Annotated in this window: 18 protein-coding genes and 3 pseudogenes; 10 read left to right on the plus strand and 11 right to left on the minus strand. The window is 62.2% G+C overall.

The window, feature by feature from the left end; genetic code table 11:
- Positions 1-100: 100 nt before the first annotated feature.
- On the minus strand, positions 101-970 hold the full coding sequence (locus ACF8O8_RS06410) for an oxaloacetate decarboxylase (protein ID WP_003251963.1): 870 nt from the start codon (positions 968-970) through the stop codon (positions 101-103).
- 382 nt (positions 971-1,352) lie between these two features.
- Between ACF8O8_RS06410 and ACF8O8_RS06415 the strand changes: the two genes are divergently transcribed.
- Positions 1,353-2,804: an MDR family MFS transporter gene (locus tag ACF8O8_RS06415; protein WP_392509403.1), complete on the plus strand. Its 1,452-nt coding sequence runs from the start codon at positions 1,353-1,355 to the stop codon at positions 2,802-2,804.
- Between the two features lie 116 nt (positions 2,805-2,920).
- On the opposite strand, the gene ttgR is transcribed toward ACF8O8_RS06415, so the two are convergent.
- On the minus strand, positions 2,921-3,553 hold the full coding sequence (gene ttgR / locus ACF8O8_RS06420) for an efflux transport transcriptional regulator TtgR (RefSeq protein ID WP_010952495.1): 633 nt from the start codon (positions 3,551-3,553) through the stop codon (positions 2,921-2,923).
- A 257-nt stretch (positions 3,554-3,810) separates the two neighbouring features.
- Here ttgR and ttgA point away from each other — a divergent pair, with 257 nt between their 5' ends.
- From ttgA to ACF8O8_RS06445, 5 genes are all read left to right on the plus strand, one after another.
- Positions 3,811-4,965, plus strand: a complete 1,155-nt coding sequence (gene ttgA / locus ACF8O8_RS06425) for a toluene efflux RND transporter periplasmic adaptor subunit TtgA (protein WP_003251957.1) — start codon at positions 3,811-3,813, stop codon at positions 4,963-4,965.
- 3 nt (positions 4,966-4,968) lie between these two features.
- Entirely contained in the window at positions 4,969-8,121 is a 3,153-nt protein-coding gene (gene ttgB, locus ACF8O8_RS06430; protein WP_274145010.1) for a multidrug efflux RND transporter permease subunit TtgB, read from the plus strand.
- Positions 8,118-9,572, plus strand: a complete 1,455-nt coding sequence (locus tag ACF8O8_RS06435) for an AdeC/AdeK/OprM family multidrug efflux complex outer membrane factor (RefSeq protein ID WP_010952492.1) — start codon at positions 8,118-8,120, stop codon at positions 9,570-9,572. Before ttgB ends, ACF8O8_RS06435 begins: the two co-directional genes overlap by 4 nt.
- Before the next feature lie 312 nt (positions 9,573-9,884).
- Positions 9,885-11,141, plus strand: coding sequence for an OprD family porin (locus ACF8O8_RS06440; protein WP_064491136.1), 1,257 nt, complete (start codon positions 9,885-9,887; stop codon positions 11,139-11,141).
- Positions 11,142-11,350: 209 nt separating this feature from the next.
- A complete protein-coding gene (locus ACF8O8_RS06445; RefSeq protein ID WP_010952490.1) occupies positions 11,351-11,875 on the plus strand; it encodes a DUF962 domain-containing protein in 525 nt (174 codons plus the stop codon).
- A 52-nt stretch (positions 11,876-11,927) separates the two neighbouring features.
- On the opposite strand, the gene pcaC is transcribed toward ACF8O8_RS06445, so the two are convergent.
- From pcaC to pcaR, 8 genes and pseudogenes are all read right to left on the minus strand, one after another.
- Entirely contained in the window at positions 11,928-12,320 is a 393-nt protein-coding gene (gene pcaC, locus ACF8O8_RS06450) for a 4-carboxymuconolactone decarboxylase (protein WP_010952489.1), read from the minus strand.
- Between the two features lie 10 nt (positions 12,321-12,330).
- The gene (gene pcaD / locus ACF8O8_RS06455; RefSeq protein ID WP_350298620.1) at positions 12,331-13,122 is read right to left on the minus strand and encodes a 3-oxoadipate enol-lactonase; all 792 of its coding nucleotides are present in this window, start codon (positions 13,120-13,122) and stop codon (positions 12,331-12,333) included.
- 11 nt (positions 13,123-13,133) lie between these two features.
- On the minus strand, positions 13,134-14,486 hold the full coding sequence (locus ACF8O8_RS06460) for a 3-carboxy-cis,cis-muconate cycloisomerase (protein WP_010952487.1): 1,353 nt from the start codon (positions 14,484-14,486) through the stop codon (positions 13,134-13,136).
- Between the two features lie 9 nt (positions 14,487-14,495).
- Positions 14,496-15,785, minus strand: coding sequence for an MFS family transporter (locus ACF8O8_RS06465; RefSeq protein ID WP_010952486.1), 1,290 nt, complete (start codon positions 15,783-15,785; stop codon positions 14,496-14,498).
- A 187-nt stretch (positions 15,786-15,972) separates the two neighbouring features.
- On the minus strand, positions 15,973-17,178 hold the full coding sequence (pcaF, locus tag ACF8O8_RS06470) for a 3-oxoadipyl-CoA thiolase (protein WP_392509409.1): 1,206 nt from the start codon (positions 17,176-17,178) through the stop codon (positions 15,973-15,975).
- Positions 17,175-17,270 (minus strand): annotated as a pseudogene (locus ACF8O8_RS06475) (CoA-transferase subunit beta); the annotation flags it as partial. The gene pcaF and the pseudogene ACF8O8_RS06475, both read right to left, overlap by 4 nt.
- Positions 17,271-17,501: 231 nt before the next feature.
- Positions 17,502-18,848, minus strand: coding sequence for an MFS transporter (locus ACF8O8_RS06480; protein WP_020192010.1), 1,347 nt, complete (start codon positions 18,846-18,848; stop codon positions 17,502-17,504).
- 320 nt (positions 18,849-19,168) lie between these two features.
- Entirely contained in the window at positions 19,169-20,044 is an 876-nt protein-coding gene (gene pcaR, locus ACF8O8_RS06485; RefSeq protein WP_003251938.1) for a pca regulon transcriptional regulator PcaR, read from the minus strand.
- 479 nt (positions 20,045-20,523) lie between these two features.
- Between pcaR and ACF8O8_RS06490 the strand changes: the two genes are divergently transcribed.
- Entirely contained in the window at positions 20,524-20,724 is a 201-nt protein-coding gene (locus ACF8O8_RS06490; RefSeq protein ID WP_392509404.1) for a hypothetical protein, read from the plus strand.
- Between the two features lie 312 nt (positions 20,725-21,036).
- Positions 21,037-22,509 carry an inorganic phosphate transporter gene (locus ACF8O8_RS06495; protein WP_003251935.1) on the plus strand — a complete coding sequence of 491 codons (1,473 nt, stop codon included), beginning with the start codon at positions 21,037-21,039 and terminating at the stop codon, positions 22,507-22,509.
- 121 nt (positions 22,510-22,630) lie between these two features.
- On the opposite strand, the gene ACF8O8_RS06500 is transcribed toward ACF8O8_RS06495, so the two are convergent.
- A complete protein-coding gene (locus ACF8O8_RS06500) occupies positions 22,631-24,106 on the minus strand; it encodes a helicase HerA-like domain-containing protein (protein ID WP_392509405.1) in 1,476 nt (491 codons plus the stop codon).
- Positions 24,107-24,274: 168 nt separating this feature from the next.
- Here ACF8O8_RS06500 and ACF8O8_RS06505 point away from each other — a divergent pair.
- Positions 24,275-25,291, plus strand: a pseudogene (locus ACF8O8_RS06505) (cache domain-containing protein); the annotation flags it as partial.
- A gap of 261 nt (positions 25,292-25,552) precedes the next feature.
- Positions 25,553-26,149: pseudogene (locus ACF8O8_RS06510) on the plus strand (methyl-accepting chemotaxis protein); the annotation flags it as partial.
- Positions 26,150-26,277: the final 128 nt, after the last annotated feature.

The following is a 26,277-nucleotide window of genomic DNA, read 5'->3' on the forward strand; positions in this document are numbered from 1 at the left end:
CGCAGCCAGCCCAGCGTCGCCAATAGCTGCGAGCAGGCACATTGCGTGCCTCACAGTGCAACCTTGAGCGCCGTCCGTTGAATGAACGGCGCCCTGCCGATCACTCTTCGACGCTCATGTATTCCTTGGCCCAGCGAATGTAGTCTTCTGGCTGGGTGTAGGTGTGCGAGAGCTCGGTGGCACTGAGGTTTTCCGACTTGTTCTGCCGACCACGCTGCAGCCGCAGGCAGTCGTAAGTGGCCTTGATCGCGGCAAAGTAAGCCGCATGGCCATCGACCACGATGCGCACGCCCAAACGCGCCAGGCGCTCGTCATCGCGCAGGTTCGGGTTGCCATAGGTGACCAGCATCAGCGGCACGGTCAGGTGCTCGGCAATCTGCTCAAGCTGCTCGAAGTCCTTGACCCCGACCATGCAGATGCCATCAGCGCCCGCCTTCTGGTAGCTCTGGGTACGCACGATGATTTCTTCGGTGCTGAGTACGCCCGCGTTGGTACGGGCAATGATCGACAGGGACGAATCGACTCGTGCCTCCAGCGCCGCGCGGATCTTGCCAACGCCCTCCTCGACCGGGATCAGGTCAGTGGACTTGCGCCCGAACTGGGCAGGCAGCAGGGTGTCCTCGATGGTCAGTGCGGCCACACCGGCGCGCTCCAGTTCGATCACCGTGCGCATCACGTTCAGTGCGTTGCCATAGCCGTGGTCGGCGTCGGCCAGTACCGGCAGTTGCGCGACCCGACCAATGCGGGTGGCCTGCTCGACGAACTCGCTGAGGGTGATCAGAGCGAAGTCCGGAGCAGCCAGTACCTGCAACGAAGCGACCGAACCGCCGAGGATACCGACTTCGAAGCCCAGGTCTGCGGCAATGCGTGCCGACATTGGGTCGAACACCGAGGCAGTGTGGAAACAGGAACCTGAAGCGAGCAGCTCGCGGAAGGCAAAACGCAGATCTTGGTGGGAAGCCTTGGGCATGATCACTCCGCAAAAAAGTTGAAATTTGAACGGTAACTACCGACCCCTGTAATCGGGTCTACCTGACCTGTTCCAACCGTCGCCATCTGGGCGGTCATGCTCGACATGCAGGCAGAGGAATAAAAGGTGTGGGAGACAGCGGACTGAAAAACCTGCGGCAATATGCTGCACCAACCTGGTGCAAGCCCCGGATTTCAGCCTCTGTGGCATACCAACGATATCACGCAGCCATGCAGCACTGGATGAATGCGCCAATGCCGATCTTGCATAGGGGATGCAGATAGTACATAGGAAGCTACCTAACTCAGGTTACAATCCGAGGGCTTCTGTGAGAGCAGGCTTGCCCGCGAAGGGGCCGCCATAGACAAAACAAGGTATTCCCGTGACCGCCGCCCTGCCCCCCACCGCCCTGCGCAACGTGCTCACCGCCCTGATGCTGGCCATCTTCCTCGGCGCACTGGACCAGACCATCGTCGCTGTCTCGCTGCCCGCCATCTCGGCGCAGTTCAGCGATGTCGGCCTGCTGGCCTGGGTCATCTCCGGTTATATGGTGGCCATGACCGTGGCCGTGCCGATCTACGGCAAACTGGGCGACCTTTACGGCCGGCGCCGGATGATCCTCACCGGTATCAGCCTGTTCACCCTGGCCTCCATTGCCTGCGCCATGGCCCAGGACATGCCGCAATTGGTGCTGGCCCGGGTACTGCAGGGTATCGGCGCAGGCGGGATGGTCTCGGTGAGCCAGGCAATCATTGGCGACTTCGTGCCCCCGCGCGAACGCGGCCGCTACCAGGGCTACTTCAGCAGCATGTACGCCGCGGCCAGCGTGGCCGGGCCAGTGCTGGGCGGCTGGTTGACCGAGTACCTGTCGTGGCGCTGGGTGTTCTGGATCAACCTGCCGCTGGGGCTGGTCGCCTTGTGGGCCATTCGCCGTGCGCTCGGCGACATGCCAGTGCAGCGTCGTGAGGCACAGGTGGACTACCTTGGCGCCATGCTGTTGATTCTCGGCCTTGGCAGCCTGCTGCTGGGCATCACCTTGGTGGGCCAGGGCCACGCCTGGGCCGACCCGGCCGTGCTGGCGCTGTTCGGCTGCGCCCTGCTGGGCCTGGCGCTATTCATCGCCCACGAACGCCGCTGCCCGGAGCCGCTGCTGCCGCTCAGCCTGTTCGGCAACCGTGTGGCAGTGCTGTGCTGGGCGGTGATCTTCTTCGCCAGCTTCCAGTCCATTTCGCTGACCATGCTCATGCCCCTGCGTTACCAGGGCATTACCGGCGCCGGTGCCGACAGCGCCGCCCTGCATCTGCTGCCGCTGGCCATGGGGCTGCCCATGGGCGCCTTCACAGGAGGCCGCATGACCAGCCGGACCGGGCGCTACAAGCCACAGATCCTGGCCGGTGCACTGCTGATGCCAGTGGCCATTTTCGCGATGGCACTGACCCCGCCGCAATCAGCGTTGCTCAGTGCGCTATTCATGCTGCTGACCGGCATAGCCTGCGGGCTGCAATTCCCGACCTCACTGGTGGGCACACAAAGCGCGGTGGCCAGCAAGGACATCGGCGTGGCCACCAGCACCACCAACCTGTTCCGTTCGTTGGGTGGAGCCATGGGCGTGGCGTGCATGTCCAGCTTGTTGCTGGCACTGCTGCATCAGGGTGGTTTCGAACTGTCGGGTAATCCGTTGCTGGGGAGCTTGAAGGCCGCAGAGGTGGACCCGGGGACGCAGGGGCGGTTGCTGGAAACGTTCCGGCAGCTGCTGATGGGGAGTGCGGTCGTCGCGGTGCTGGGACTGCTTGCGGCACTGGCCTTGCCCGACCGGCAATTGCGCGGCCGCTGAAGGCTACGCACTCGCTGCAAGAGCCGCCTTGTGCTGCGAACAGCCGCGGGCGGCCATGCCCTTAATACCCCCTTAACACAAAGGGGAAACACTCCCTCACAATCCTTAACAAAGTGTCATTTGCGCAGAGCCGGGCTCAAGCGCAGCATATCCAGCCCGGTGTCGACCCATTTTTCGACATCACCCAACAGATCGACACTGTCAGGCAGCAATAGCCAGCGCCCGATCAGGCCATCGACATAGGCAAACATGGCCACCGCCGCGCGCTCGACATCCAGCTCGCCAGGCAACTGGCCCCGGCGTACGGCATTGGCCAGCGCCAGGGTGATGCCCTTGTGGCAATCCAGCACCGCACTCTGGCGCTGCTGGCGAATTTCACACATGTCATCGGTGAACTCGCACTTGTGATGCAGGATTTCATTGATACGACGGGTTCGGGCATCGAGCACCAGCTCGTTAAACACTTGCAACAGCAGCTTGCGCATGCAGCCAAGCGGGTCGAGTTCATCCTCGCTTTCGCTCGCGCGCGCCAAATGGTCATGGGTCTCGTGCAGGCTGTCGAGCAACGCCTGCACCAGCTCGGCCTTGTTGTTGAAGTGCCAGTAGATCGCCCCCCGCGTCACACCCGCCAGTTCGGCGATGTCGGCCAGGGTGGTTCGCGCAACCCCGCGCTTGTAGAAGGCCCTTTCCGCCGCCTCGATGATCTGGGCACGGGTTTCCTGGGCTTCTTCTTTGGTTCGACGGACCATGGCAGTACAACCTCATCTGGCCCGAACGCGCAGCGCGTGCGGGGAACGCTCCGGGGGCACCTCTGCCGGGGCCTCTCGGATAAGCTAATCAAGCGCTGAGGCTGTACCTGAGTACCACCCAGCAGTATTTACAAACAACCATGAATGTAAGTATATTCCTTAGCAAGCTATTTATCCACCGGATAGCATTTTTTCCAGATCAAGATCTCTTCCATTACTCTTGAGCGTCTCCCTGCTCCAGCGACCCGAGGATCCTCATGCAATTCAAGCCAGCCGTTACCGCTCTGGTTTCCGCCGTCGCCCTGGCAACCCTGCTCAGTGGCTGTAAGAAAGAAGAAGCAGCGCCAGCGGCGCAGGCTCCTCAGGTCGGCGTCGTGACCATCCAGCCGCAAGCCTTCACCCTCACCTCGGAATTGCCGGGGCGAACCAGTGCCTACCGCGTCGCCGAAGTGCGCCCGCAGGTCAACGGCATCATCCTCAAGCGCCTGTTCAAGGAAGGCAGTGAGGTCAAGGAAGGCCAGCAGTTGTATCAGATCGACCCTGCCGTGTACGAAGCCACCCTGGCCAATGCCAAGGCCAACCTGCTGGCTACACGCTCACTGGCCGAACGTTACAAGCAACTGATTGACGAACAGGCCGTCTCCAAACAGGAATACGACGACGCCAATGCCAAACGATTGCAGGCTGAGGCTTCGCTCAAGAGCGCACAGATCGACCTGCGCTACACCAAGGTTCTGGCGCCAATCAGCGGCCGTATCGGTCGCTCTTCGTTCACCGAGGGTGCACTGGTGAGCAATGGCCAGACCGACGCCATGGCCACCATCCAGCAGCTCGATCCTATTTATGTCGACGTTACCCAGTCCACCGCCGAGCTGCTCAAGCTGCGCCGTGACCTGGAAAGCGGCCAGCTGAAGAAGGCCGGCGACAACGCCGCCTCGGTTCAGCTGGTACTGGAAGACGGCAGCCTGTTCAAGCAGGAAGGTCGCCTGGAATTCTCCGAAGTCGCGGTGGACGAGACCACCGGCTCGGTGACCCTGCGCGCCCTGTTCCCCAACCCCGATCACACCCTGCTGCCAGGCATGTTCGTGCATGCGCGGCTCAAGGCCGGGGTCAACGCCAACGCCATCCTGGCACCGCAACAAGGCGTGACCCGCGACCTCAAGGGCGCACCCACCGCCCTGGTGGTCAACCAGGAGAACAAGGTCGAACTGCGCCAGCTCAAGGCCAGCCGTACCTTGGGTAGCGACTGGCTGATCGAGGAAGGCCTCAACCCGGGTGACCGCCTGATCACCGAAGGGCTGCAGTACGTGCGCCCAGGCGTCGAGGTGAAGGTCAGCGATGCCACCAACGTCAAGAAGCCGGCCGGTCCTGATCAGGCCAACGCGGCGAAAGCAGACGCCAAAGCGGAGTAAACCATGTCGAAGTTCTTTATCGATCGCCCGATCTTCGCCTGGGTGATCGCCTTGGTGATCATGCTGGTCGGGGCCTTGTCCATCCTGAAGCTGCCGATCAACCAGTACCCCAGTATCGCGCCGCCAGCCATCGCCATCGCCGTGACCTACCCGGGCGCCTCGGCGCAAACCGTGCAGGACACCGTGGTGCAGGTGATCGAGCAGCAGCTCAACGGTATCGACAACCTGCGTTATGTGTCGTCGGAAAGTAACTCCGACGGCAGCATGACCATTACCGCCACCTTCGAACAGGGCACCAACCCCGACACCGCGCAGGTACAGGTACAGAACAAGCTGAACCTGGCCACCCCGCTGCTGCCGCAGGAAGTGCAGCAGCAAGGTATCCGCGTCACCAAAGCAGTGAAGAACTTCCTGCTGGTGATCGGCCTGGTCTCCGAAGACGGCAGCATGACCAAGGACGACCTGGCCAACTATATCGTCTCGAACATGCAGGACCCGATCTCGCGTACCGCGGGTGTAGGTGACTTCCAGGTGTTCGGTGCGCAGTACGCCATGCGTATCTGGCTCGATCCGGCCAAGCTGAACAAGTTCCAGCTGACCCCGGTCGACGTCAAGACCGCTGTGGCCGCACAGAACGTGCAGGTGTCTTCCGGCCAGCTCGGCGGCCTGCCAGCCCTGCCGGGCACCCAGCTGAACGCCACCATCATCGGCAAGACCCGCCTGCAAACCGCCGAGCAGTTCGAGAGTATCCTGCTCAAGGTCAACAAAGACGGTTCACAGGTGCGTCTGGGCGATGTCGCCCAAGTAGGCCTGGGGGGTGAAAACTACGCCGTCAGCGCCCAGTTCAACGGCAAGCCGGCTTCCGGCCTGGCGGTAAAACTGGCAACCGGCGCCAACGCGCTGGACACCGCCAAGGCACTGCGCGAGACCATCAAAGGCCTGGAACCGTTCTTCCCGCCGGGAGTCAAGGCGGTATTCCCGTATGACACCACCCCAGTGGTCACCGAATCGATCAGCGGCGTGATCCACACCCTGATCGAAGCCGTGGTGCTGGTGTTCCTGGTGATGTACCTGTTCCTGCAGAACTTCCGCGCCACCATCATCACCACCATGACCGTACCGGTGGTATTGCTGGGTACCTTCGGCATCCTTGCCGCCGCGGGCTTCAGCATCAACACCCTGACCATGTTCGCCATGGTTCTGGCCATCGGCTTGCTGGTGGACGACGCCATCGTCGTGGTGGAGAACGTCGAGCGGGTCATGTCCGAGGAAGGCTTGCCGCCCAAGGAAGCGACCAAACGCTCGATGGAACAGATCCAGGGCGCCCTGGTGGGTATCGCCCTGGTGCTCTCGGCCGTACTGCTGCCCATGGCGTTCTTTGGCGGCTCCACGGGTGTGATCTACCGGCAGTTCTCCATCACCATCGTCTCGGCCATGGGCCTGTCGGTGCTGGTTGCGCTGATCTTCACCCCGGCGCTCTGCGCAACCATGCTCAAACCGCTGAAGAAGGGCGAGCACCACACCGCCAAAGGTGGCTTCTTCGGCTGGTTCAACCGCAACTTCGACCGCAGCGTCAACGGCTACGAGCGCAGTGTAGGCGCCATCTTGCGCAACAAGGTGCCATTCCTGCTGGCCTATGCGCTGATCGTGGTCGGCATGATCTGGCTGTTCGCCCGCATCCCTACCGCGTTCCTGCCAGAAGAAGACCAGGGCGTACTGTTCGCCCAGGTGCAGACCCCGGCCGGCTCCAGTGCCGAACGCACGCAGGTCGTGGTCGACCAGATGCGTGAATACCTGCTCAAGGACGAAGCCGATACCGTATCGTCGGTGTTCACGGTCAACGGTTTCAACTTCGCAGGCCGCGGCCAGAGCTCGGGCATGGCCTTCATCATGCTCAAACCCTGGGATGAACGCTCGAAGGAAAACAGCGTGTTCGCCCTGGCCCAGCGTGCCCAGCAGCACTTCTTTACCTTCCGTGATGCGATGGTGTTCGCCTTCGCCCCGCCAGCGGTGCTTGAACTGGGTAACGCCACCGGCTTCGACGTGTTCCTTCAGGACCGCGGCGGTGTCGGCCACGCGAAGTTGATGGAGGCGCGCAACCAGTTCCTGGCCAAAGCTGCGCAGAGCAAGATCCTCAGCGCCGTGCGCCCGAACGGCCTGAACGATGAACCGCAGTACCAGCTGACCATTGATGACGAACGTGCCAGCGCCCTGGGCGTGACCATTGCCGACATCAACAACACCCTGTCGATTGCCTTGGGTGCCAGCTACGTCAACGACTTCATCGACCGTGGCCGGGTCAAGAAGGTGTACATCCAGGGCGAACCCAGCGCGCGGATGAGCCCGGAAGACCTGCAAAAATGGTACGTGCGCAACGGCGCAGGGGAGATGGTGCCGTTCTCCTCCTTCGCCAAAGGCGAATGGACCTACGGTTCGCCGAAGCTGTCGCGTTACAACGGTGTCGAAGCGATGGAAATCCTCGGTGCACCGGCGCCTGGCTACAGTACCGGTGAAGCCATGGCCGAGGTCGAGCGCATTGCAGGCGAGCTGCCGAGCGGTATCGGCTTCTCCTGGACCGGCATGTCCTACGAGGAAAAACTCTCCGGCTCGCAGATGCCGGCGCTGTTCGCCCTCTCGGTGCTGTTCGTGTTCCTGTGCCTGGCGGCCCTGTACGAAAGCTGGTCGATCCCGATCGCTGTGGTGCTGGTAGTACCGCTGGGTATCATCGGTGCGCTGATCGCCACCAGCCTGCGCGGCCTGTCCAACGACGTGTACTTCCTGGTTGGCCTGTTGACCACCATCGGTCTTGCGGCGAAAAACGCCATTCTGATCGTGGAATTCGCCAAGGAGCTGCACGAACAAGGCCGCAGCCTGTACGACGCAGCGATCGAGGCGTGCCGCATGCGTCTGCGCCCGATCATCATGACCTCGCTGGCGTTCATCCTGGGCGTGGTACCGTTGACCATCGCCAGCGGCGCCGGCGCCGGCAGCCAGCACGCCATCGGTACTGGCGTGATCGGCGGCATGATCAGTGCGACCGTGCTGGCTATCTTCTGGGTACCGCTGTTCTTCGTCGCAGTGTCGTCGCTGTTCGGCAGCAAAGAGCCGGAAAAAGACGTCACCCCTGAAAATCCACGTTATGAGGCTGGGCAATGACCAAGTCTTTGTTGTCCCTGGCGGTAACCGCTTTCATTCTTGGCGGCTGCTCGCTGATCCCTGACTACCAGACCCCGGAGGCGCCGGTGGCTGCGCAGTGGCCGCAAGGCCCTGCTTACTCGCCGACGCAATCGGCGGATGTTGCCGCTGCTGAACAGGGCTGGCGCCAGTTCTTCCACGACCCGGCGCTGCAACAGCTGATCCAGACCTCGCTGGTCAATAACCGCGACCTGCGCGTCGCGGCGTTGAACCTCGACGCCTACCGTGCGCAATACCGCATTCAGCGCGCCGACCTGTTCCCGGCGGTTTCGGCCACCGGCAGCGGCAGCCGCCAGCGTGTCCCGGCGAACATGTCGCAAACGGGCGAATCTGGCATCACCAGCCAGTACTCGGCCACCTTGGGCGTCAGCGCCTACGAGCTGGACCTGTTCGGCCGCGTGCGCAGCCTGACCGAGCAGGCCCTGGAAACCTACCTCTCCAGCGAGCAGGCGCGTCGTTCCACGCAAATCGCCCTGGTAGCCAGCGTGGCCAACGCCTACTACACCTGGCAGGCCGACCAGGCCCTGTTCAAGCTGACCGAAGAAACGCTGAAGACCTACGAGGAAAGCTACAACCTCACCCGTCGCAGCAACGAAGTCGGCGTGGCCTCGGCCCTGGACGTCAGCCAGGCGCGTACCGCCGTGGAAGGCGCCAGGGTCAAGTACTCGCAGTACCAGCGCCTGGTCGCCCAGGACGTCAACAGCCTGACCGTGCTGCTGGGCACCGGCATTCCTGCCGACCTGGCCAAGCCGCTGGAGCTTGATGCCGACCAACTGGCCGAAGTACCGGCCGGCCTGCCATCGGATATCCTTCAGCGTCGCCCGGACATTCAGGAAGCCGAGCACCTGCTCAAGGCTGCCAACGCCAACATTGGTGCAGCCCGCGCAGCGTTCTTCCCGAGCATCAGCCTGACCGCGAACGCCGGCAGCCTGAGCCCCGACATGGGCCACCTGTTCTCGGGCGGCCAGGGCACCTGGCTGTTCCAGCCGCAGATCAACCTGCCGATCTTCAACGCCGGTAGCCTGAAAGCCAGCCTGGACTACTCGAAAATCCAGAAGGACATCAACGTCGCCAAGTACGAAAAAACCATCCAGACGGCCTTCCAGGAAGTCTCCGATGGCCTGGCGGCTCGCAAGACCTTCGAAGAGCAGTTGCAGGCCCAGCGCGACCTGGTGCAGGCGAACCAGGACTACTACCGCTTGGCCGAACGCCGTTACCGCATCGGGATTGACAGCAACCTGACCTTCCTCGATGCCCAACGCAACCTGTTCAGTGCCCAGCAAGCGCTGATCGGAGACCGCCTGTCGCAGCTGACCAGCGAGGTCAACCTGTACAAGGCGCTTGGCGGTGGCTGGTACGAGCAGACAGGGCAGGCCAACCAGCAGGCATCGGTGGAAACACCGAAAGGCTGATCGGCCTTGTTGCAAAAGCAGAAAGCCCACCCTTATCGGTGGGCTTTGTTTTTACTGCCTGTGCCGGCTGGGCGCAAGCCGTCGTAGGAGCGGGTTTACCCGCGAAGAGGCCGCCCCAGAAGAGTTATTAACCAACCGGAACATTCCGTTCGATTATCGCCCCGTTCCGTTTGCGGCGAATTGCCTCACCCCCGCACTACCCCGCACCATCCCCCCACGCAACGTTACTCAAGTTCATCAAAAACACCCGCACCTGCAGGCCCGATCCCGCAGTGCACCGGCTCGACCATAAAAACAAGAGATCCACGACAGATGAGCATTTCGCTACCCGCACGTCAGCTGCTGCCTGGCCTGTTGGCCATGTCCTGCGCCCTCCCCGCATTCGCCGCCAACGAAGGTGGTTTCATCGAGGACGCCAAGGCCACCCTCAACCTGCGCAACTTCTACATCAACCGTAACTTCGTCGATCCGGCCCACCCACAGGGCAAGGCCGAGGAATGGACACAAAGCTTCATCCTCGATGCCCGCTCCGGTTTCACCCAGGGCACGGTCGGTTTCGGCGTGGACGTACTGGGCCTGTACTCGGTCAAGCTCGACGGCGGTAAAGGCACCACCAACACTCATCTGCTGCCCGTGCATGACGACGGCCGCCCGGCCGATGACTTTGGCCGGCTGGGTGTGGCGCTGAAGGCCAAGCTGTCCGAAACCGAGCTGAAAGTCGGTGAATGGATGCCGGTACTGCCAATCCTGCGTTCGGACGATGGCCGCTCACTGCCGCAAACATTCCGCGGTGGCCAGCTGACCTCCAGGGAAATCGCCGGCCTGACCCTGTACGCCGGCCAGTTCCGCGGCAACAGCCCGCGCAACGATGCCAGCATGGAAGACATGTCGCTCAACGGTAAAGCCGCCTTCACCTCCGACCGTTTCAACTTCGGCGGCGGTGAGTACACCTTCAACGACAAGCGCACCATGATCGGCCTGTGGGATGCCCAGCTCAAGGACATCTACCGCCAGCAATACCTCAACCTGACGCACAGCCAGCCGCTGGGCGACTGGACGCTGGGCGCCAACCTGGGCTACTTCATCGGCAAGGAAGATGGCGCCGAACGGGCCGGCAAGCTGGACAACCGCACCGCCTCCGCCTTGCTTTCGGCGCGCTACCAAGGCCACACCTTTTACGTTGGCCTGCAGAAGGTCAGCGGCGACGATGCCTGGATGCGGGTCAATGGCACCAGTGGCGGTACCCTGGCCAACGACAGCTACAATTCAAGCTTCGACAATGCCAAGGAGCGTTCCTGGCAGGTTCGCCATGACTTCAACTTCGCCACCGTCGGCGTACCCGGGCTGACCCTGATGAACCGCTATATCAAGGGTGACAACGTCACCGTGGGCAGCGTGGACGATGGCAAGGAATGGGCGCGGGAAACAGAGCTGGCCTATGTGGTGCAGTCGGGCAGCTTCAAGGACCTGTCGCTGAAATGGCGCAACTCGACCATGCGTCGCGACTTCAGCACCAACGCGTTCGATGAGAACCGCTTGATTGTGAGTTATCCGCTGAATCTTCTGTGACTCAATTGGCCTCTTCGCGGATAAACCCGCGAAGAGGCCAGACGCCCTCCCTTTTGAAGGCATCATTGGCAACAGCGTGATGAAAACCCTGCCATGAATTGCCCAGTGCGAGCTGCCGCCATTCGCTGAGCTGATGATGGTGGTGACTGCAGGCTATCCTGATCACTATCAGGTACAGGTGAAACAAAGCAGAACAGGGAGGCACAACAATGAAAACCCTCGTCGACCACCTGAGCCAATACGCCAACTACCACCGCGATCCACGCAACATCGCCACCCACTTCGTCGGCATCCCCATGATCGTGCTGGCAGTCACCATCCTGCTTTCACGCCCAGGCTGGGAGATAGCTGGCATGTGGCTGTCCCCTGCCCTGCTGGCAGCGGCGGCATCTGTGTGGTTCTACTTGCGCCTGGACCTGCGCTTCGGGCTGGTGATGGGGCTGTTGCTGGGCCTGTGCCTGTGGGTCGGTGAGGCGCTGGCAGTGCAGTCGACAACGCTATGGCTCGGCGCCGGGCTGGGGGCGTTCGTGGTGGGCTGGATCATCCAGTTCATCGGCCATTACTACGAAGGCCGCAAACCGGCATTTGTCGACGACGTGAGCGGCCTGATCATCGGGCCACTGTTCGTGGTGGCGGAAGCTGCGTTCATGCTGGGCCTGTGCCCGACCCTGAAGCGCGCCGTGGAAGCCAACGCCGGCCCGATTGCCATGCGGCAAAAAAAGGCATCGGTGTAAAGGCCATTCGCGGGCAAGCGCCCTGTTGCAGGGGCCTGCCCGTGATCACGGTTTACTGGCGAGACTCTACGCCAAGTTCATCCCACACCGACTCAGCCAGGTGGAACGTGGCATTGGCCGCCGGAATGCCGCAGTAGATCGCGCTCTGCATCAGCACTTCCTTGATCTCGTCGCGGGTCACGCCATTGTTGGCCGCCGCACGCAGGTGCAGCTTCAGCTCGTCGTTGCGGTTCATGCCGATCAGCATGGCGATGGTGATCAGGCTGCGGGTATGGCGCGGCAGCCCCGGGCGGGTCCAGATGTCACCCCAGGCGTGGCGGGTGATCATTTCCTGGAACTCGCCATTGAAGTCGTTGAGCTTCTCCAGGCTGCGGTCCACGTGGGCATCACCCAGCACTGCGCGGCGCACTTGCATGCCAGCGTCGTAACGTTGTTTCTCGTCCATGGCGTTGTCCTCAGTGAGCCAGCAGGAAATCGAGCACGCGGCGGCTGAAGGCCTCGCCAATCTCGACGTTGGACAGGTGCGCCGCCGGGAAGTCGACGTACTCGGCACCTTGGATACCGGCCTGCATGAAGCGGCCATGCTCAGGGGTGGTAACCACGTCTTGCGTACCGGCAACGATCAGCGCGGGCACCTGGATGCGGCCCAGTTGCTCACGATAATCCGCGTCACGTACCGCTGCACAGTTGCCTGCGTAGCCTTGTGGGCTGGTTTGCGCCAGCATCTGGCAGATACGCTGGGCCTGCTCCGGCTGTGCCTGGGCAAAGCCTGGCGTGAACCAGCGGGCGATGGAGGCATCGCGCAGGTCGACCATGGCCTGCTGGCCGCCCTTGAGTACCGTGTCGATACGGGTGTTCCACACCTCGTCGTTGGCGATCTTGGCGGCCGTGTTGCACAGGGTCAGGCTGTGCAGGCGCTCACCTGCATGGATACCCAGCCACTGGCCGATCAGGCCGCCCATCGACAGGCCGACGAAGTGAGCCTTTTGAATGTCCAGGCCATCGAGCAGGGCCAGCACGTCGCGGCCCAGCTGTTCGATGCTGTAAGGGCCTTCAGTGACCAGCGATGCGCCGTGACCACGGGTGTCATAGCGCAGCACCCGGAAGTGCTGACTCCAGAGCGGAATCTGGGTGTCCCACATGCCCAGGTCGGTACCCAGCGAGTTGGACAGGACCAGCACCGGGGCGTCATCCGGGCCATCGATCTGGTAATTCAAAACGCCATCGGCCAGTTGCAAGTGCGCCACAGCGGTCTCCTTCAGGCAGTGAAACGTTGATGTTCGGACACGGCGCGCGCCACCCAGACGCGGGCCTGGCCCAGGTAATGGGCAGGGTCGAGCAGGCGATCGAGTTCTTCGCCAGACAGCTCGGCGCTGACCTGCGGCTCGTCACCCAGCACGGCACGCAGGTGCCGCTGTTCGGCCACCGCGCGTTGGCAGCATTGTTCCAGCAGGTGGTGGGCACGGTCGCGACCCAGACGCTGGGCGAGGACGATGCTCACCGCTTCGGCCAGCACCAGGCCTTGGGTCAGGTCGAGGTTACGGCGCATGCGCGCGGCATCCACCTCCATGCCCTCGGCAATCACTTGAGCCTGGCGCAGGGCGCCAGAGACCAGGCAGCAGATATCCGGCAGGGTTTCCCACTCGGCATGCCATAGGCCCAGGCTGCGTTCGTGCTCCTGAGGCATGGCTGCGAACAGCGTCGACAGCAGGCCCGGCACGCGGGTCGCGGCACCGATCAACACGGCGGCACCCACCGGGTTGCGCTTGTGTGGCATGGTCGAAGAACCACCCTTACCCGGCGCAGAAGGCTCAAACACCTCCCCCGCCTCGGTTTGCATCAGCAAGCTGATATCACGGCCGAACTTGCCCAGGCTGCCGGCAACCAGGCCCAATACCGAGGCAAACTCCACCAGGCGGTCGCGCTGGGTGTGCCAGGGCTGCTCGGGCAGGGTCAGCTTGAGCTGTTCGGCCAGCGCTTCGGCCACCGGCATCGCCTTGCTGCCCAGCGCCGCCAGGCTGCCCGAGGCACCGCCGAACTGCAGGACCAGAAGGCGCGGGCGCAGTTCCTGCAGGCGCTGACGGTGGCGGGTCAAAGCACCCAGTACACCGGCCAGTTTCATGCCCAGGGTCACCGGGGTGGCGTGTTGCAACCAGGTACGACCCACCAAGGGCGTATCGGCGTGCTTCAAGGCCTGCTGCGACAGGGTATCGGCCAGCTTGCCGAGGTCGGCCTCGATCAAATCGAGGGCATCGCGCAGCTGCAGAACCAGACCGGTATCCATCGCATCCTGGCTGGTGGCCCCAAGGTGCACATAGCGCTCAGCCTCTGGCACGCCGGTGGCGATCACCTTGCCCAACGCTTTCACCAGCGGAATGGCCGAGTTGCCCGCGGTGGCGATGGCATTGGCCAGCGCGCCAACGTCATAGCGCTCGGCCTGGCATGCCGCCTCGATGGCCGCTACCGCGCTGTGCGGGACCAAACCGGCAGAGGCTTCGGCTCGGGCAAGCGCGGCTTCGAAATCCAGCATGCCCTGCAGGCGGCCTCGGTCGGAGAAAATCTCGCGCATGGCCGGCGCGGTGAAATAGGCGTCGAACAGTTGGTTGCTCATGCAGCGTCCTTAATCATCATGGTGCAGGTACGCCGCCTGCTTCGGCAGGCGCAGGCTGAACAGGAAGGCAATCGCCATCATCGCCGTCACGTACCAATAGAAAGTGTTTTCCATCCCCAGGGTTTTCAGGCCCAGGGCCACATACTCGGCCGAACCGCCGAATGCTGCGTTGGCCACCGCGTAGGCCAGGCCAACACCCAGTGCACGCACCTGCGGCGGGAACATCTCGGCCTTCACCAGACCGCTGATCGAGGTGTAGAAACTCACGATACACAGGGCCAGGCTGATCAGCACGAAGGCCATGATCGGGCTGGTCACGGTTTTCAGCGCCATCAGCAGCGGCACGGTGCACAGGGTACCGAGGCCGCCGAACAGCAGCATCGAATTGCGCCGGCCGATACGGTCGGACAGCATGCCGAAGAACGGCTGCACCACCATGAACAGGAACAACGCCCCGGTCATCACGTAGCTGGCGTTCTTGGCGGTCATGCCCGCGGTGTTGACCAGGTACTTCTGCATATAGGTGGTGAAAGTATAGAAAATCAGCGAGCCACCCGCGGTGTAGCCCAGTACCGTGATGAACGCCGCTGCGTGATTGCGGAACAAACCTCCGATCGAACCTGCATCCTTGTCATTGCGGGCTTCGGCGCTACTGGTCTCGTGCAGCGAACGGCGCAGCATCAGCGAGATCAGGGCGGCGATGGCGCCCACCACGAAGGGAATGCGCCAGCCCCAGGCCCGCAGTTCATCTTCAGTCAGCAGCTGTTGCAGGATCACCACGACCAATACCGCCAGCAACTGGCCGCCGATCAGGGTGACGTACTGGAACGAAGCAAAGAAGCCGCGCTGCCCACGCAGTGCCACTTCACTCATGTAGGTGGCCGTGGTGCCGTATTCGCCCCCTACCGACAGCCCCTGGATCAGGCGGGCCAGCAATAGCAGCGCCGGGGCCCAGGTGCCGATGCTGGCATAGGTGGGCAGGCAGGCGATCATCAGGGAGCCGAAGCACATCATCAGCACCGAGATCATCAGGGAGTTCTTGCGACCGTGGCGGTCGGCGAGGCGGCCGAAGATCCAGCCACCAATGGGGCGCATCAGGAAGCCTGCGGCGAATACACCTGCCGTGTTCAGCAACTGCACGGTGGGGTCGTCAGAGGGGAAGAAGGCCGGGGCAAAGTAGATCGCGCAGAAGGCGTAGACGTAGAAGTCGAACCATTCCACCAGGTTGCCTGACGAGGCACCGACAATAGCGAAGATGCGCTTGCTGCGTTCTTCGCCGGTGTAATAGGTTGAGGTCATGAGGGTTTCACTCCTGGAGGGTCCTAGGTAAGTCTAGACATACCTAGTAACACACTCGTTCCGCTATCTGGCTGGCAATTGGCCTTGTGTCTCACAGGACAGACCTCTTCGCGGGCAAGCCCGCCCCCACAGGTGATTGCGTGGATCCCTGTAAGAGCGGGCTTGCCCGCGAAGCGGCCGGTACAGGTCAAACCCGCTCGATGGCCAGTGCCAGACCTTGGCCAACGCCCACACACATGGTCGCCAGGCCTTTACGCCCACCACTCTTCTCCAGTTGGTGCAGCGCAGTCAGCACCAGGCGTGCACCGCTCATGCCCAGCGGATGGCCCAGGGCAATGGCGCCACCATTAGGGTTTACCTGTGGTGCATCGTCAGCGACACCCAGCTCACGCAGCACCGCCAGGCCTTGACTGGCAAATGCTTCGTTAAGCTCGATCACGTCGAAATCGCTTACCGCAACCCCCAGACGCTCGGTCAGCTTGCGCACCGCCGGCACCGGGCCAATGCCCATGACACGTGGAGCAACGCCGCCGCTGGCCATGCCCAGAACGCGGGCACGCGGAGTCAGGCCGTGTTTCTTCACCGCTGCGGCCGAGGCCAGGATCATCGCCGCAGCACCGTCGTTCACGCCCGAGGCATTGCCGGCGGTGACCGTCTTGTCCGGGCCGTTGACCGGCTTGAGCTTGGTCAGCGCCTCCAGCGTGGTTTCAGGGCGCAGGTGTTCGTCACGTTCGACGATGATTTCGCCCTTCTTGTGAGCGATACGCACCGGCACGATTTCTTCGGCAAAGAAGCCGGCAGCCTGTGCGGCGGCAGCCTTCTGCTGGCTGCGCAGGGCGAAAGCGTCCTGGTCAGCACGCGAAACCTGATAGTCGTCGGCCACGTTGTCGGCGGTTTCCGGCATGGAATCCACACCGTACTGGCTCTTCATCAGCGGGTTGATGAAACGCCAGCCAATAGTGGTGTCTTCCAGCTTCATGTTGCGCGAATAGGCGCTTTCAGCCTTGCCCATGACGAACGGGGCGCGCGACATCGACTCGACGCCACCGGCAATCACCAGATCCATCTCGCCGCTGGCGATGGCGCGGAACGCGGTGCCGACGGCATCCATGCCCGACGCGCACAGACGGTTCAGGGTGACGCCCGGGATGCTTTCCGGCAGGCCGGCCAGCAGCAGTGCCATGCGGGCCACGTTGCGGTTGTCTTCACCGGCCTGGTTGGCGCAGCCGAAGAACACTTCGTCTACCTGGTCCCACTGCACGCCAGGGTTGCGCTCGATCAGCGCCTTCAGCGGCACGGCTGCCAGGTCGTCGGCCCGCACGCTGGCCAGGGCGCCGCCGAAGCGGCCGATCGGGGTACGGATGGCATCACAGATGAATACGTCGTGCATCAGGCTTCTCCTGCCAGCTGGCCATGGTCAGCGGCGGTACGGGCGTCGAGGTCACGCATGGCGGACAGCTCGATTTGGGTGGGTTCGGAAATGGTCTGCGCGTGGCATTTGGAGGCTCCTGGTCAGGGTGCTTCGATGAACCCAGATTAAGGAGACTGGTGGGCACCTTACAATCCGATAATCGACTATTTGTGCGATTAACGAACCATTTGTTGCACGACTATCCACCCCACGCGCAGGGCAACTGTGCGCCCTGATTGCAGCACAACGCCGCCCCTGCGGGAGCGGCGTTACGCTGTGAATGGGCCGCAACGCGGCCCTCGCCCTCAGGTTGCGTCGGCGTGGCTGACCAGCCCCTTGACGACCACTCCCACGGTCGCCAGCGCCGCCGGTACCAGCAACGCCGTCAGCACCTGCTCGAAGCTCCAGCCCAGGCCCAGCAGCGTTGCACCACTCCAGGCGCCGAGAATCGCACCAAAGCGGCCAATACCCAGCATCCACGATACGCCTGTGGCCCGGCCCTGGGTGGGATAGAAGCGCGCCGCCAGCGATGGCATTGCCGACTGCGCACCGTTCACGCACATACCGGCAACGAGCACCAGCGTGGCTAGCAAGGTGATGTTGCCCAGGCTCTGCCCAACTGCGTAGGCGAACACCCCGGCCAGCAGATAGAAAATGCCGATCACCTTGTGCGGATTGAAACGGTCCATGGCCCAACCCACGCCGACTGCACTTAGCACGCCGCCAAACTGGAACAGCGCGCCGATGAACGCCGCCTGCTCCATGCTCGCGCCGCTGTCACGCATCAGGGTTGGCAGCCAGCTGGTCAGGAGGTAGACGATCACCAGGCCCATGAAATAGGTCAGCCACAGCAACACGGTGCCCAAGCCATAGGTGCCAGAGAAGATCACCGCGAACACGTTGCGCGCAGCCACCGCCTTTTGCTCAGGCACGCTGAAACTGCCTGCCTCGGCCACCACTTGCGGCGCGATTGGCGACAAGGTCTTGCGCACCTTGTCGGTGCCGCGGTTGCGCACCACCAGGAACCGCGCCGACTCCGGCAGCCAGACCATCAGCACCAGCGCCAGCAGCAACGGCAGCACGCCACCGATGACCAGCAGGCTGTGCCAGCCGTAGGCCGGGATCATCTTGGCGGAAATGAAGCCACCACCCGCCATGCCCAGGTTGAAGCCACAGAACATGCTGGTCACCAGCAGCGACTTGAGGCGCTCCGGGGTGTATTCGGACAACAGCGTGGTAGCGTTGGGCATGCCTGCACCCAGGCCCAGGCCAGTCAGGAAGCGCAGTACCAGCAACTGGTCGACGTTGGTGGCATAGGCCGAGGCCAGGCTGAAGCCACCGAACACCAGCACCGCCCCCACCAGCACGCCTTTGCGGCCGAAACGGTCAGCCAGCGGCCCGGAGCCCAGGGCGCCGAACACCATGCCGATCAACGCGGCACTCATGACCGGCCCAAGGCTGGCGCGGTCGATCCCCCACTCTTGCGACAGTGCAGGGGCGATGAACCCCATGGCAGCGGTGTCCAGGCCGTCGAGGAAGACGATCAGGAAGCACAGCAGCACGACCCGCCACTGATAGCGGGACAGCGGCTGCTGATTGATGAATGACTGAACGTCGAGGCTTTTGCCGACGTTGGTTTGCGCTTGGTTCATTATTGTTATCCAGAATGTGGGGCACAGTCAGGCCATTGCACGCGGGCATCCGGTACAAGGGCGATGATTGGGGTATATGGCCTGGGTCAGCCTGGATATAACGATACTGCATGCGGGTGCGGCCGCAGCAGCGAGGTGACAGTATTCATGAGTGAGTGCCTCTAGTGTTTTTCTTGTTCGGTCGGCTAGCCGACCGTTGCGAGAGACATTAATCAGCCGGCCGAGGTGACGCAATTCACCCGGCACGACACTGTGCGTTTATCGCACAGGAAACGGTTTTGCCTGTTCTGATCCGGGGCCGCAAAGTGCTCCCTGCGGTCTCAACCAAACAACTGGTGGCAAAGGTCCCGGCTGGCTGCCAGCAAAATCGGCAAGAACCGCTGCTCCAGTTCACTGCGGGTCACCCGCCCGACATGGGTACTGACGTTCAGCGCAGCCAACACCTGCCCCGAAGCGTCATACACCGGCACGGCAATCGATCGCAGCCCCTGTTCCAGTTCCTGGTCTACCACACACCAGCCCTGTGCGCGCACCTGCTGGATGCAGGCGAACAACGATTCGGGGTCATTCAGGGTGCGGCTGGTGCGCGCTTTGAGGTCGGCACGTTCCAGGTACTCACGCAGGCTGGTGTCATCCATGGCCGCCAGCAGAATGCGCCCCATCGACGTGCAATAGGCCGGCAGGCGCCCGCCCACCGACAGATCGACCGAGATCAGCCGCTCGACCGTGGCCGAACGGGCTATATAAAGGATGTCGTCGCCCTCGAGGGTGGCCATGTTGGCCGCCTCATGCAGCTGGTCGCTGATGCGATCCAGGTACGGCTGTGCAGAAATTGCCAGCGGCGTCGACGACAGGTAGGCATGCCCCAAGGTCAGCACTTTGGGCAGCAGCGAATAGGTACGCCCGTCGGTGGTGGCGTAACCCAGTTTGATCAACGTGTGCAGGCAACGGCGCACCGCCGCGCGAGGGATTTCGGTACGGTGGCTGATCTGGGCGATGGTCAGGTGGCGCTTGCGCTCCTGGAATGCCTGGATCACGGCCAGGCCACGTGCCAGTGAGGTCATGAAGTCCGGGTCACCGGTAAAGGCCTGGATGCGCTTGGCCGGGGAAGCCACGATCGGCGGCGCCATGGCAGCCGAAGCAGGTCGCGCCACCTCAGCATTGCCGGAATCGTTGCCCAGGGTTTCGTCACTCATCGCACACCTCAAAAAAAACACCGGTTCGTGCGATTATCGAACAAACGGCCGATAATCGCAATTGACCGCCGACACTTTTGCTTATACCTTTCCCATGCCACTTGTGGCTTCTTTGGAGAGACTGGTCAGGTACCCACCGTAGAAGTCCCCAGGCAACGGCCTCGCCTTTCGGCGAGGCCGTTTTTCATTACGGCCCGCCCTGACATTGCAACGAACTTCTATCCGCCATTCCTTTCAAACTTTGTACGAAAGGTCCCAACTGTTCGCGGGCACAATCTGCTACTTACGCCAGATGATGTCGGGGTTGCGTAAATTATCGATGTTCGGCGAATTATCGGTTGCTATAATCGATTGCGCAGGCCCTCCGCTTACCGTGGTCGTTGAACCTTCCGCTTTATCAAGCCGTTGCGGCCAGCAAGGCAAAATGCATGTTGCACAATGCATGACAACAGTCATTACACTTATTTCAGGTACTGCACGTGACGAAAGATGAACTGCGCGCGGAACTCAAGCGCCAGGCTGAACGTTACAAGGATGTTTATGGTGGCGAAGTCACCACATACGCCGCACAACCGGATCCGGAACGCAAACCCTGGCGCAAGCGTGCCAGCGTTCGCGACCAGGCCTTCAGCCAGGAACTGGAACGCATCGAAAAAGAACTGCGCAGCGACAATCCCTGAGCCTCGGGGCCCTCTGCGCGTCGTCGCCCGGCCTACCCGGGCGAGCTCGATCTTTACTGTCTGGCCGATGATGAAATGGAATCACACAAATTTCATACAGTCGTTTGAATTTTTGCGGAATGGATTTTTCTCAAGATTTCGGCCTTTTTTCGCCCTACTTTGTGATTTTTAGCCGCTATTTACCTCCCGTACCGCCCCCCTCTGCATGACACGCTTGCACCATGAAGACTGTCATCTGCCTGTTACAGGTGCATCGATTGCCAAGGTTTTCTGGCATAATCCCGCCCCCCTAAGACCCGCCAGACAACCTTCATGATCGATTTATTCAGCGGACTGGATGCCTGGGTGTTGGTGAGCCTGCTGCTCGCCTTGACCTTCGTACTCGCCTTCGAGTTCATCAATGGCTTTCATGACACCGCCAACGCGGTAGCTACCGTCATCTATACCAAAGCCATGCCGCCGCACCTCGCCGTGTTCTTCTCCGGCGTGTTCAACTTCCTTGGCGTTCTGCTCGGCGGCGTAGGGGTGGCCTATGCCATCGTGCACCTGTTGCCGGTAGAGCTGCTGATCAATGTGAACACCGGCCACGGCCTGGCCATGGTCTTCTCGTTGCTGGCTGCGGCCATCACCTGGAACCTGGGCACCTGGTACTTTGGCATCCCCGCCTCCAGTTCGCACACGCTGATCGGCTCCATCCTCGGTGTTGGCCTGGCCAACGCCCTGATCAACGACATTCCGCTGGGCGACGGCGTCAACTGGCAGAAAGCGATCGATATCGCCATGTCGCTGGTGGTCTCGCCAATGGCCGGCTTCGCCGTTGCTGCCCTGGTGCTGATCGGCCTGAAATGGTGGCGCCCGCTGTCGAAGATGCACAAAACCCCGGAACAGCGCCGCAAGCTCGACGACAAGAAGCACCCGCCCTTCTGGAACCGTCTGGTCCTGGTGGTTTCCGCCATGGGCGTGAGCTTCGTGCACGGCTCCAACGACGGCCAGAAAGGCATCGGCCTGATCATGCTGGTGCTGATCGGTATTGTCCCGGCCAAGTTCGTACTCGACCTGAACAGCACCACCTACCAGATCGAACGTACTCGCGACGCCACCCTGCACATGAGCCAGTTCTACCAGCGTAACGCCGCCACCCTGGGCGAGTTCCTGGCACTGGGCAAGGCCAAGGCCAGCGACCTGCCGGAGCAGTTCAGTTGCAACCCGCAGCAGACCGAGCCGACCATTGCTGCGCTGCAGACCTCGCTGAAGGGCGTGACGGACTACCACAGCCTCGATGCCGAGAAGCGCGTTGAAGTGCGCCGCTATCTGTTGTGCCTGGATGACACGGCGAAGAAGGTTGGCAAGCTGCCAGGCCTGGACGCCCGTGAAAAGTCCGACCTTGAAAAACTGCGCAAAGACCTCACCGCCACCACCGAATACGCCCCGTTCTGGGTGATCGTGGCCGTCGCACTGGCCCTTGGCCTGGGTACCATGGTTGGCTGGAAGCGCGTGGTGTTGACGGTGGGCGAGAAGATTGGCAAACAAGGCATGACCTATGCCCAAGGCATGTCGGCACAGATCACCGCAGCCTGCGCCATCGGCATGGCCAACGTATTCGCCCTGCCGGTGTCGACCACCCACGTGCTGTCGTCCGGCGTGGCCGGCACCATGGTCGCCAACAAAAGTGGCCTGCAAGGCGGCACTGTGAAAACCATCCTGCTGGCATGGGTCCTGACCCTGCCTGCCTCGATGGGCCTGGCGGCCGGCCTGTTCTGGCTGGCGTCCAAAGCCATTGGCTGAGTGACACCGCAATGAATGAAGGCGCCCTCGGGCGCCTTTTTCATAGCCGTTATGCCTACGCCACCTTGTTCTTTGCCGGAGCGGGCTTGTGCTACCAAGGGTATGGCGCGGCGCAGGAAGACTACCTTTTCTTGCCCCCTAACAACGACCCCATCAACCCGCGCACCAACTGCCGCCCCAACTGGTTAGCGGCCTGGCGCACTGCCGACTTGATCGCCTGCCCCGCTGCACTCTGCAAGAACTCACCCGCCTTGTCGGCAAAACTCTCTTCATCCGCCTTCGGTTGCGGCGCCGGTTCCACCGGCTCGCCCTTACGCTGGCTCAGCATTTCATAGGCTGACTCACGGTCCACCGGTTTGTCATAGCGCCCGGCCAATGGCGAAGCCGCAATCAGCGCACTGCGCTCAGCCGCACCCAGTGGCCCGATACGCGACTGCGGCGGTGCAACCAGCACCCTCTGCACGATCGCCGGAGTGCCCTTTTCTTCCAACGTCCCCACCAGCGCCTCGCCAATACCCAGTTCGGTAAGCACCGCCAGGGTTTCGAATGTTGGGTTGGGACGAAAACCATCGGCTACCGCCCGCAGCGACTTCTGCTCCTTGGCCGTGAACGCCCGCAAGCCGTGCTGAATGCGCAAGCCCAACTGGGCCAGTACCGCGTCGGGCAAGTCACCCGGCGACTGGGTAACGAAATAGACCCCCACCCCCTTGGAGCGGATCAACCGGACCACTTGCTCGAGACGGTCCTGCAGCGCCTTTGGCGTGCCGTTGAACAGCAAGTGTGCTTCATCGAAGAACAGCGCCAGCACCGGCTTGTCGGCATCACCGCGCTCGGGCAACTGCTCGAACAGTTCGGCCAGCAGCCACAACAGGAACGTCGCGTACACCTTGGGTGCCTCGTGCACCAATCGGCTGGCATCGAGCAGGTGGATACGTCCACGTCCATCCGGATCAGGGCGCAGCAGGTCCTCCAGTTGCAATGCCGGCTCGCCGAACAGTGCCTCGGCGCCCTGCTGCTCCAAGGTAGCGAGCCGGCGCAACAAAGCCTGGGTGGAGGCCGTGGTCATCAGCGCGCTGTCTTCGCCGAGCAGCTGTGGGTTGTCCTTCAGATGCGCCAGCAGGGCCTTGAGGTCTTTGAGGTCCAGCAGCAGCAGGCCTTCGCGGTCGGCCACCTTGAATGCTGCATAAAGCGCCGCCTGCTGGCTGTCGGTCAGTTCCAGCAAGTTGCCCAGCAACAACGGCCCCATTTCACTGAGGGTGGTGCGCAGCGGGTGGCCAGACTGCCCGGCGACATCCCACAAGCTCACCGGGTAAGCCCTGGGCGTATGCCCCAGCCACGGCATGCCGGCGATGCGCTCAGCCACCTTGCCCTGTGGCGCACCGGCAGCACCCAGGCCACAAAGGTCGCCTTTGACATCCGCGGCGAACACCGCCACCCCTGCGTCGCTGAACACCTCCGCCAGGCGCTGCAGGGTGACGGTCTTGCCAGTACCGGTTGCGCCAGCCACCAGACCGTGGCGGTTGGCCAGGCGCATTGCTTGCCCGACTGGCTGGCCATCCGGGCCCGCGCCTACAACGATGGTCGAAAATTCCGACATCTCTTTAATCCTCTGCTCAAGCTTTAGCTTAATTCGGCCGATACCTGTGGGTGTTATTCGCCTTAATAGAGAGGAACAGCCGAAAAGGGACTTTTCGGGATGTTGCACAACCTACGGCTCCACTCGTGCGAACGCCTGATATAAAACCTTAGCGGAACCGATTACGCCATGAACAAAAGCCTTCGTTTCAGCCACAAGATTCTTTTGGCGGCATCACTGATCGTGATACTCGCCTTCAGCCTTTTCACCCTCTACAACGATTACCTCCAGCGTAATGCGATCCGCGAGGACCTGGAAAACTATCTGGCTGAAATGGGCGCCTCCACGTCGACCAACATTCGCAACCTGTTCGAGGGCCGGATAAAACTGGTGGAAAACCTGGCGCAGAACATTGCCCAGGACCCGGCCAACGCCGAAACCCTGATGGGTCAGAATGCGCTGATATCCAGCTTCCTCACGGTCTACCTGGGCAAAGTCGACGGCGGTTTCAGCGTGCGCCCGGACGCGAAGATGCCCGACGGCTACGACCCGCGCACCCGCCCTTGGTACAAGGACGGCATGAACGCCAGCGGCGCGACGCTGACCGAACCCTACATCGACATGACCACCAACAAGATGGTCATCGGCATCCTCAGCAAGGTCTCCAGCAGCGTTGGCGTGGTCGGCGGCGACCTGGCCCTGGACGGCCTGGTGCAGATCATCAACTCGCTGAACTTCGGCGGCATGGGATACGCCTTCCTGGTCAACGACCAGGGCAAGATCCTGGTGCACCCGGATAAGGATCTGGTCATGAAGTCGCTGTCGGACCTGTTCCCGCAGCACACGCCGAAACTGACCGGCGAGCTGACCGAAGTGCAAAGCGATGGCCAGACCCGCCTGCTGACCTTCAGCCCGATTACCGGCCTGCCGTCGGCGAACTGGTACATCGGCCTGTCGGTGGACAAGGACAAGGCCTTCTCGATGCTCAGCACCTTCCGCACCTCTGCGGTGATCGCCACGGTAGTGGCAGTGGTGATCATCATCGGCCTGCTCGGCCTGCTGATCCGCGTGTTGATGCAACCGCTGCACACCATGACCCGCGCCATGGAAGACATCGCCGAAGGTGAGGGCGACCTGACCAAGCGCCTGCACATCCACAGCCACGACGAATTCGGTGTCCTCGGCAACGCCTTCAACCGCTTCGTCGAACGCATTCACAGCAGCATTCGCGAAGTGTCCTCAGCCACCGAGCAGGTCAACGAAGTGGCCCTGCGGGTGATCAGCGCTTCGAACTCGTCGATGACCAACTCCGACGAGCAGTCCAACCGCACCAACAGTGTCGCAGCCGCCATCAACGAACTGGGCGCTGCGGCTCAGGAAATCGCCGGCAACGCCGCCCAGGCTTCGCAGCACGCAAGCTCAGCGCGCCTGCTGGCCGAAGAAGGCCAGCAAGTGGTCGAGCGCAACATTGCCGCGATGAACCGCCTGTCCGACCTGATCGTCACCTCCAGCGCGCACATCGAAACACTGAACAGCAAGACCGTGAATATCGGCCAGATCCTGGAAGTGATCACCAGCATTTCCCAGCAAACCAACCTGCTGGCGCTGAACGCCGCCATCGAAGCGGCCCGCGCCGGTGAGGCCGGGCGTGGCTTTGCCGTGGTCGCCGATGAGGTGCGCAATCTGGCGCACCGCACCCAGGAGTCGGCGCAGCAAGTGCAGACCATGATCGAAGAGCTGCAAGTCGGTGCCCGCGAGTCGGTCGACACCATGGAGCAGAGCCAGCGCCACAGCCAGGACAGCATGCAGATTGCCAACCAGGCGGGTGAGCGACTGGACAGCGTTACCGTGCGCATTGGCGAGATCGACGGCATGAACCAGTCGGTGGCCACTGCCACCGAAGAGCAGACCGCCGTGGTCGAGGCGATCAACATGGACATCAACGAGATCAACATGCTCAACCAGGAAGGCGTGGAGAACCTGCAAGCGACCCTGCGCGCCTGCTCCGACCTCGAGCAGCAGGCTGGCCGCCTGAAGCACCTGGTGGGCAGCTTCCGCATCTGATAGAGGCTACACATTCGCCTGGCGCAGCCTCTGCGCTGCGCCAGGCATTACGCACTCCCCTCCTCTCAAACCGATCGAACAAACTATCCTTCTGATAGGTCCACCTTTAGGCATTTCATCGCCGGCAA

The sequence above is a fragment of the Pseudomonas sp. TYF_14 genome (genome assembly GCF_043105275.1).
GTDB lineage: Bacteria > Pseudomonadota > Gammaproteobacteria > Pseudomonadales > Pseudomonadaceae > Aquipseudomonas > Aquipseudomonas alloputida.

What these genes read in the sequence shown, in the direction of transcription:
- ACF8O8_RS06410 (WP_003251963.1), bottom strand. Translation starts at nt 970, where the DNA reads ATGCCCAAGGCTTCCCACCAAGATCTGCGTTTTGCCTTCCGCGAGCTG.
- ttgR (WP_010952495.1), bottom strand. Translation starts at nt 3,553, where the DNA reads ATGGTCCGTCGAACCAAAGAAGAAGCCCAGGAAACCCGTGCCCAGATC.
- ACF8O8_RS06440 (WP_064491136.1), top strand. Translation starts at nt 9,885, where the DNA reads ATGAGCATTTCGCTACCCGCACGTCAGCTGCTGCCTGGCCTGTTGGCC.
- ACF8O8_RS06500 (WP_392509405.1), bottom strand. Translation starts at nt 24,106, where the DNA reads ATGTCGGAATTTTCGACCATCGTTGTAGGCGCGGGCCCGGATGGCCAG.
- ACF8O8_RS06445 (WP_010952490.1), top strand. Translation starts at nt 11,351, where the DNA reads ATGAAAACCCTCGTCGACCACCTGAGCCAATACGCCAACTACCACCGC.
- ACF8O8_RS06495 (WP_003251935.1), top strand. Translation starts at nt 21,037, where the DNA reads ATGATCGATTTATTCAGCGGACTGGATGCCTGGGTGTTGGTGAGCCTG.
- ttgB (WP_274145010.1), top strand. Translation starts at nt 4,969, where the DNA reads ATGTCGAAGTTCTTTATCGATCGCCCGATCTTCGCCTGGGTGATCGCC.
- pcaR (WP_003251938.1), bottom strand. Translation starts at nt 20,044, where the DNA reads ATGAGTGACGAAACCCTGGGCAACGATTCCGGCAATGCTGAGGTGGCG.
- ACF8O8_RS06435 (WP_010952492.1), top strand. Translation starts at nt 8,118, where the DNA reads ATGACCAAGTCTTTGTTGTCCCTGGCGGTAACCGCTTTCATTCTTGGC.
- ACF8O8_RS06465 (WP_010952486.1), bottom strand. Translation starts at nt 15,785, where the DNA reads ATGACCTCAACCTATTACACCGGCGAAGAACGCAGCAAGCGCATCTTC.
- ttgA (WP_003251957.1), top strand. Translation starts at nt 3,811, where the DNA reads ATGCAATTCAAGCCAGCCGTTACCGCTCTGGTTTCCGCCGTCGCCCTG.
- pcaC (WP_010952489.1), bottom strand. Translation starts at nt 12,320, where the DNA reads ATGGACGAGAAACAACGTTACGACGCTGGCATGCAAGTGCGCCGCGCA.
- ACF8O8_RS06480 (WP_020192010.1), bottom strand. Translation starts at nt 18,848, where the DNA reads ATGAACCAAGCGCAAACCAACGTCGGCAAAAGCCTCGACGTTCAGTCA.
- ACF8O8_RS06460 (WP_010952487.1), bottom strand. Translation starts at nt 14,486, where the DNA reads ATGAGCAACCAACTGTTCGACGCCTATTTCACCGCGCCGGCCATGCGC.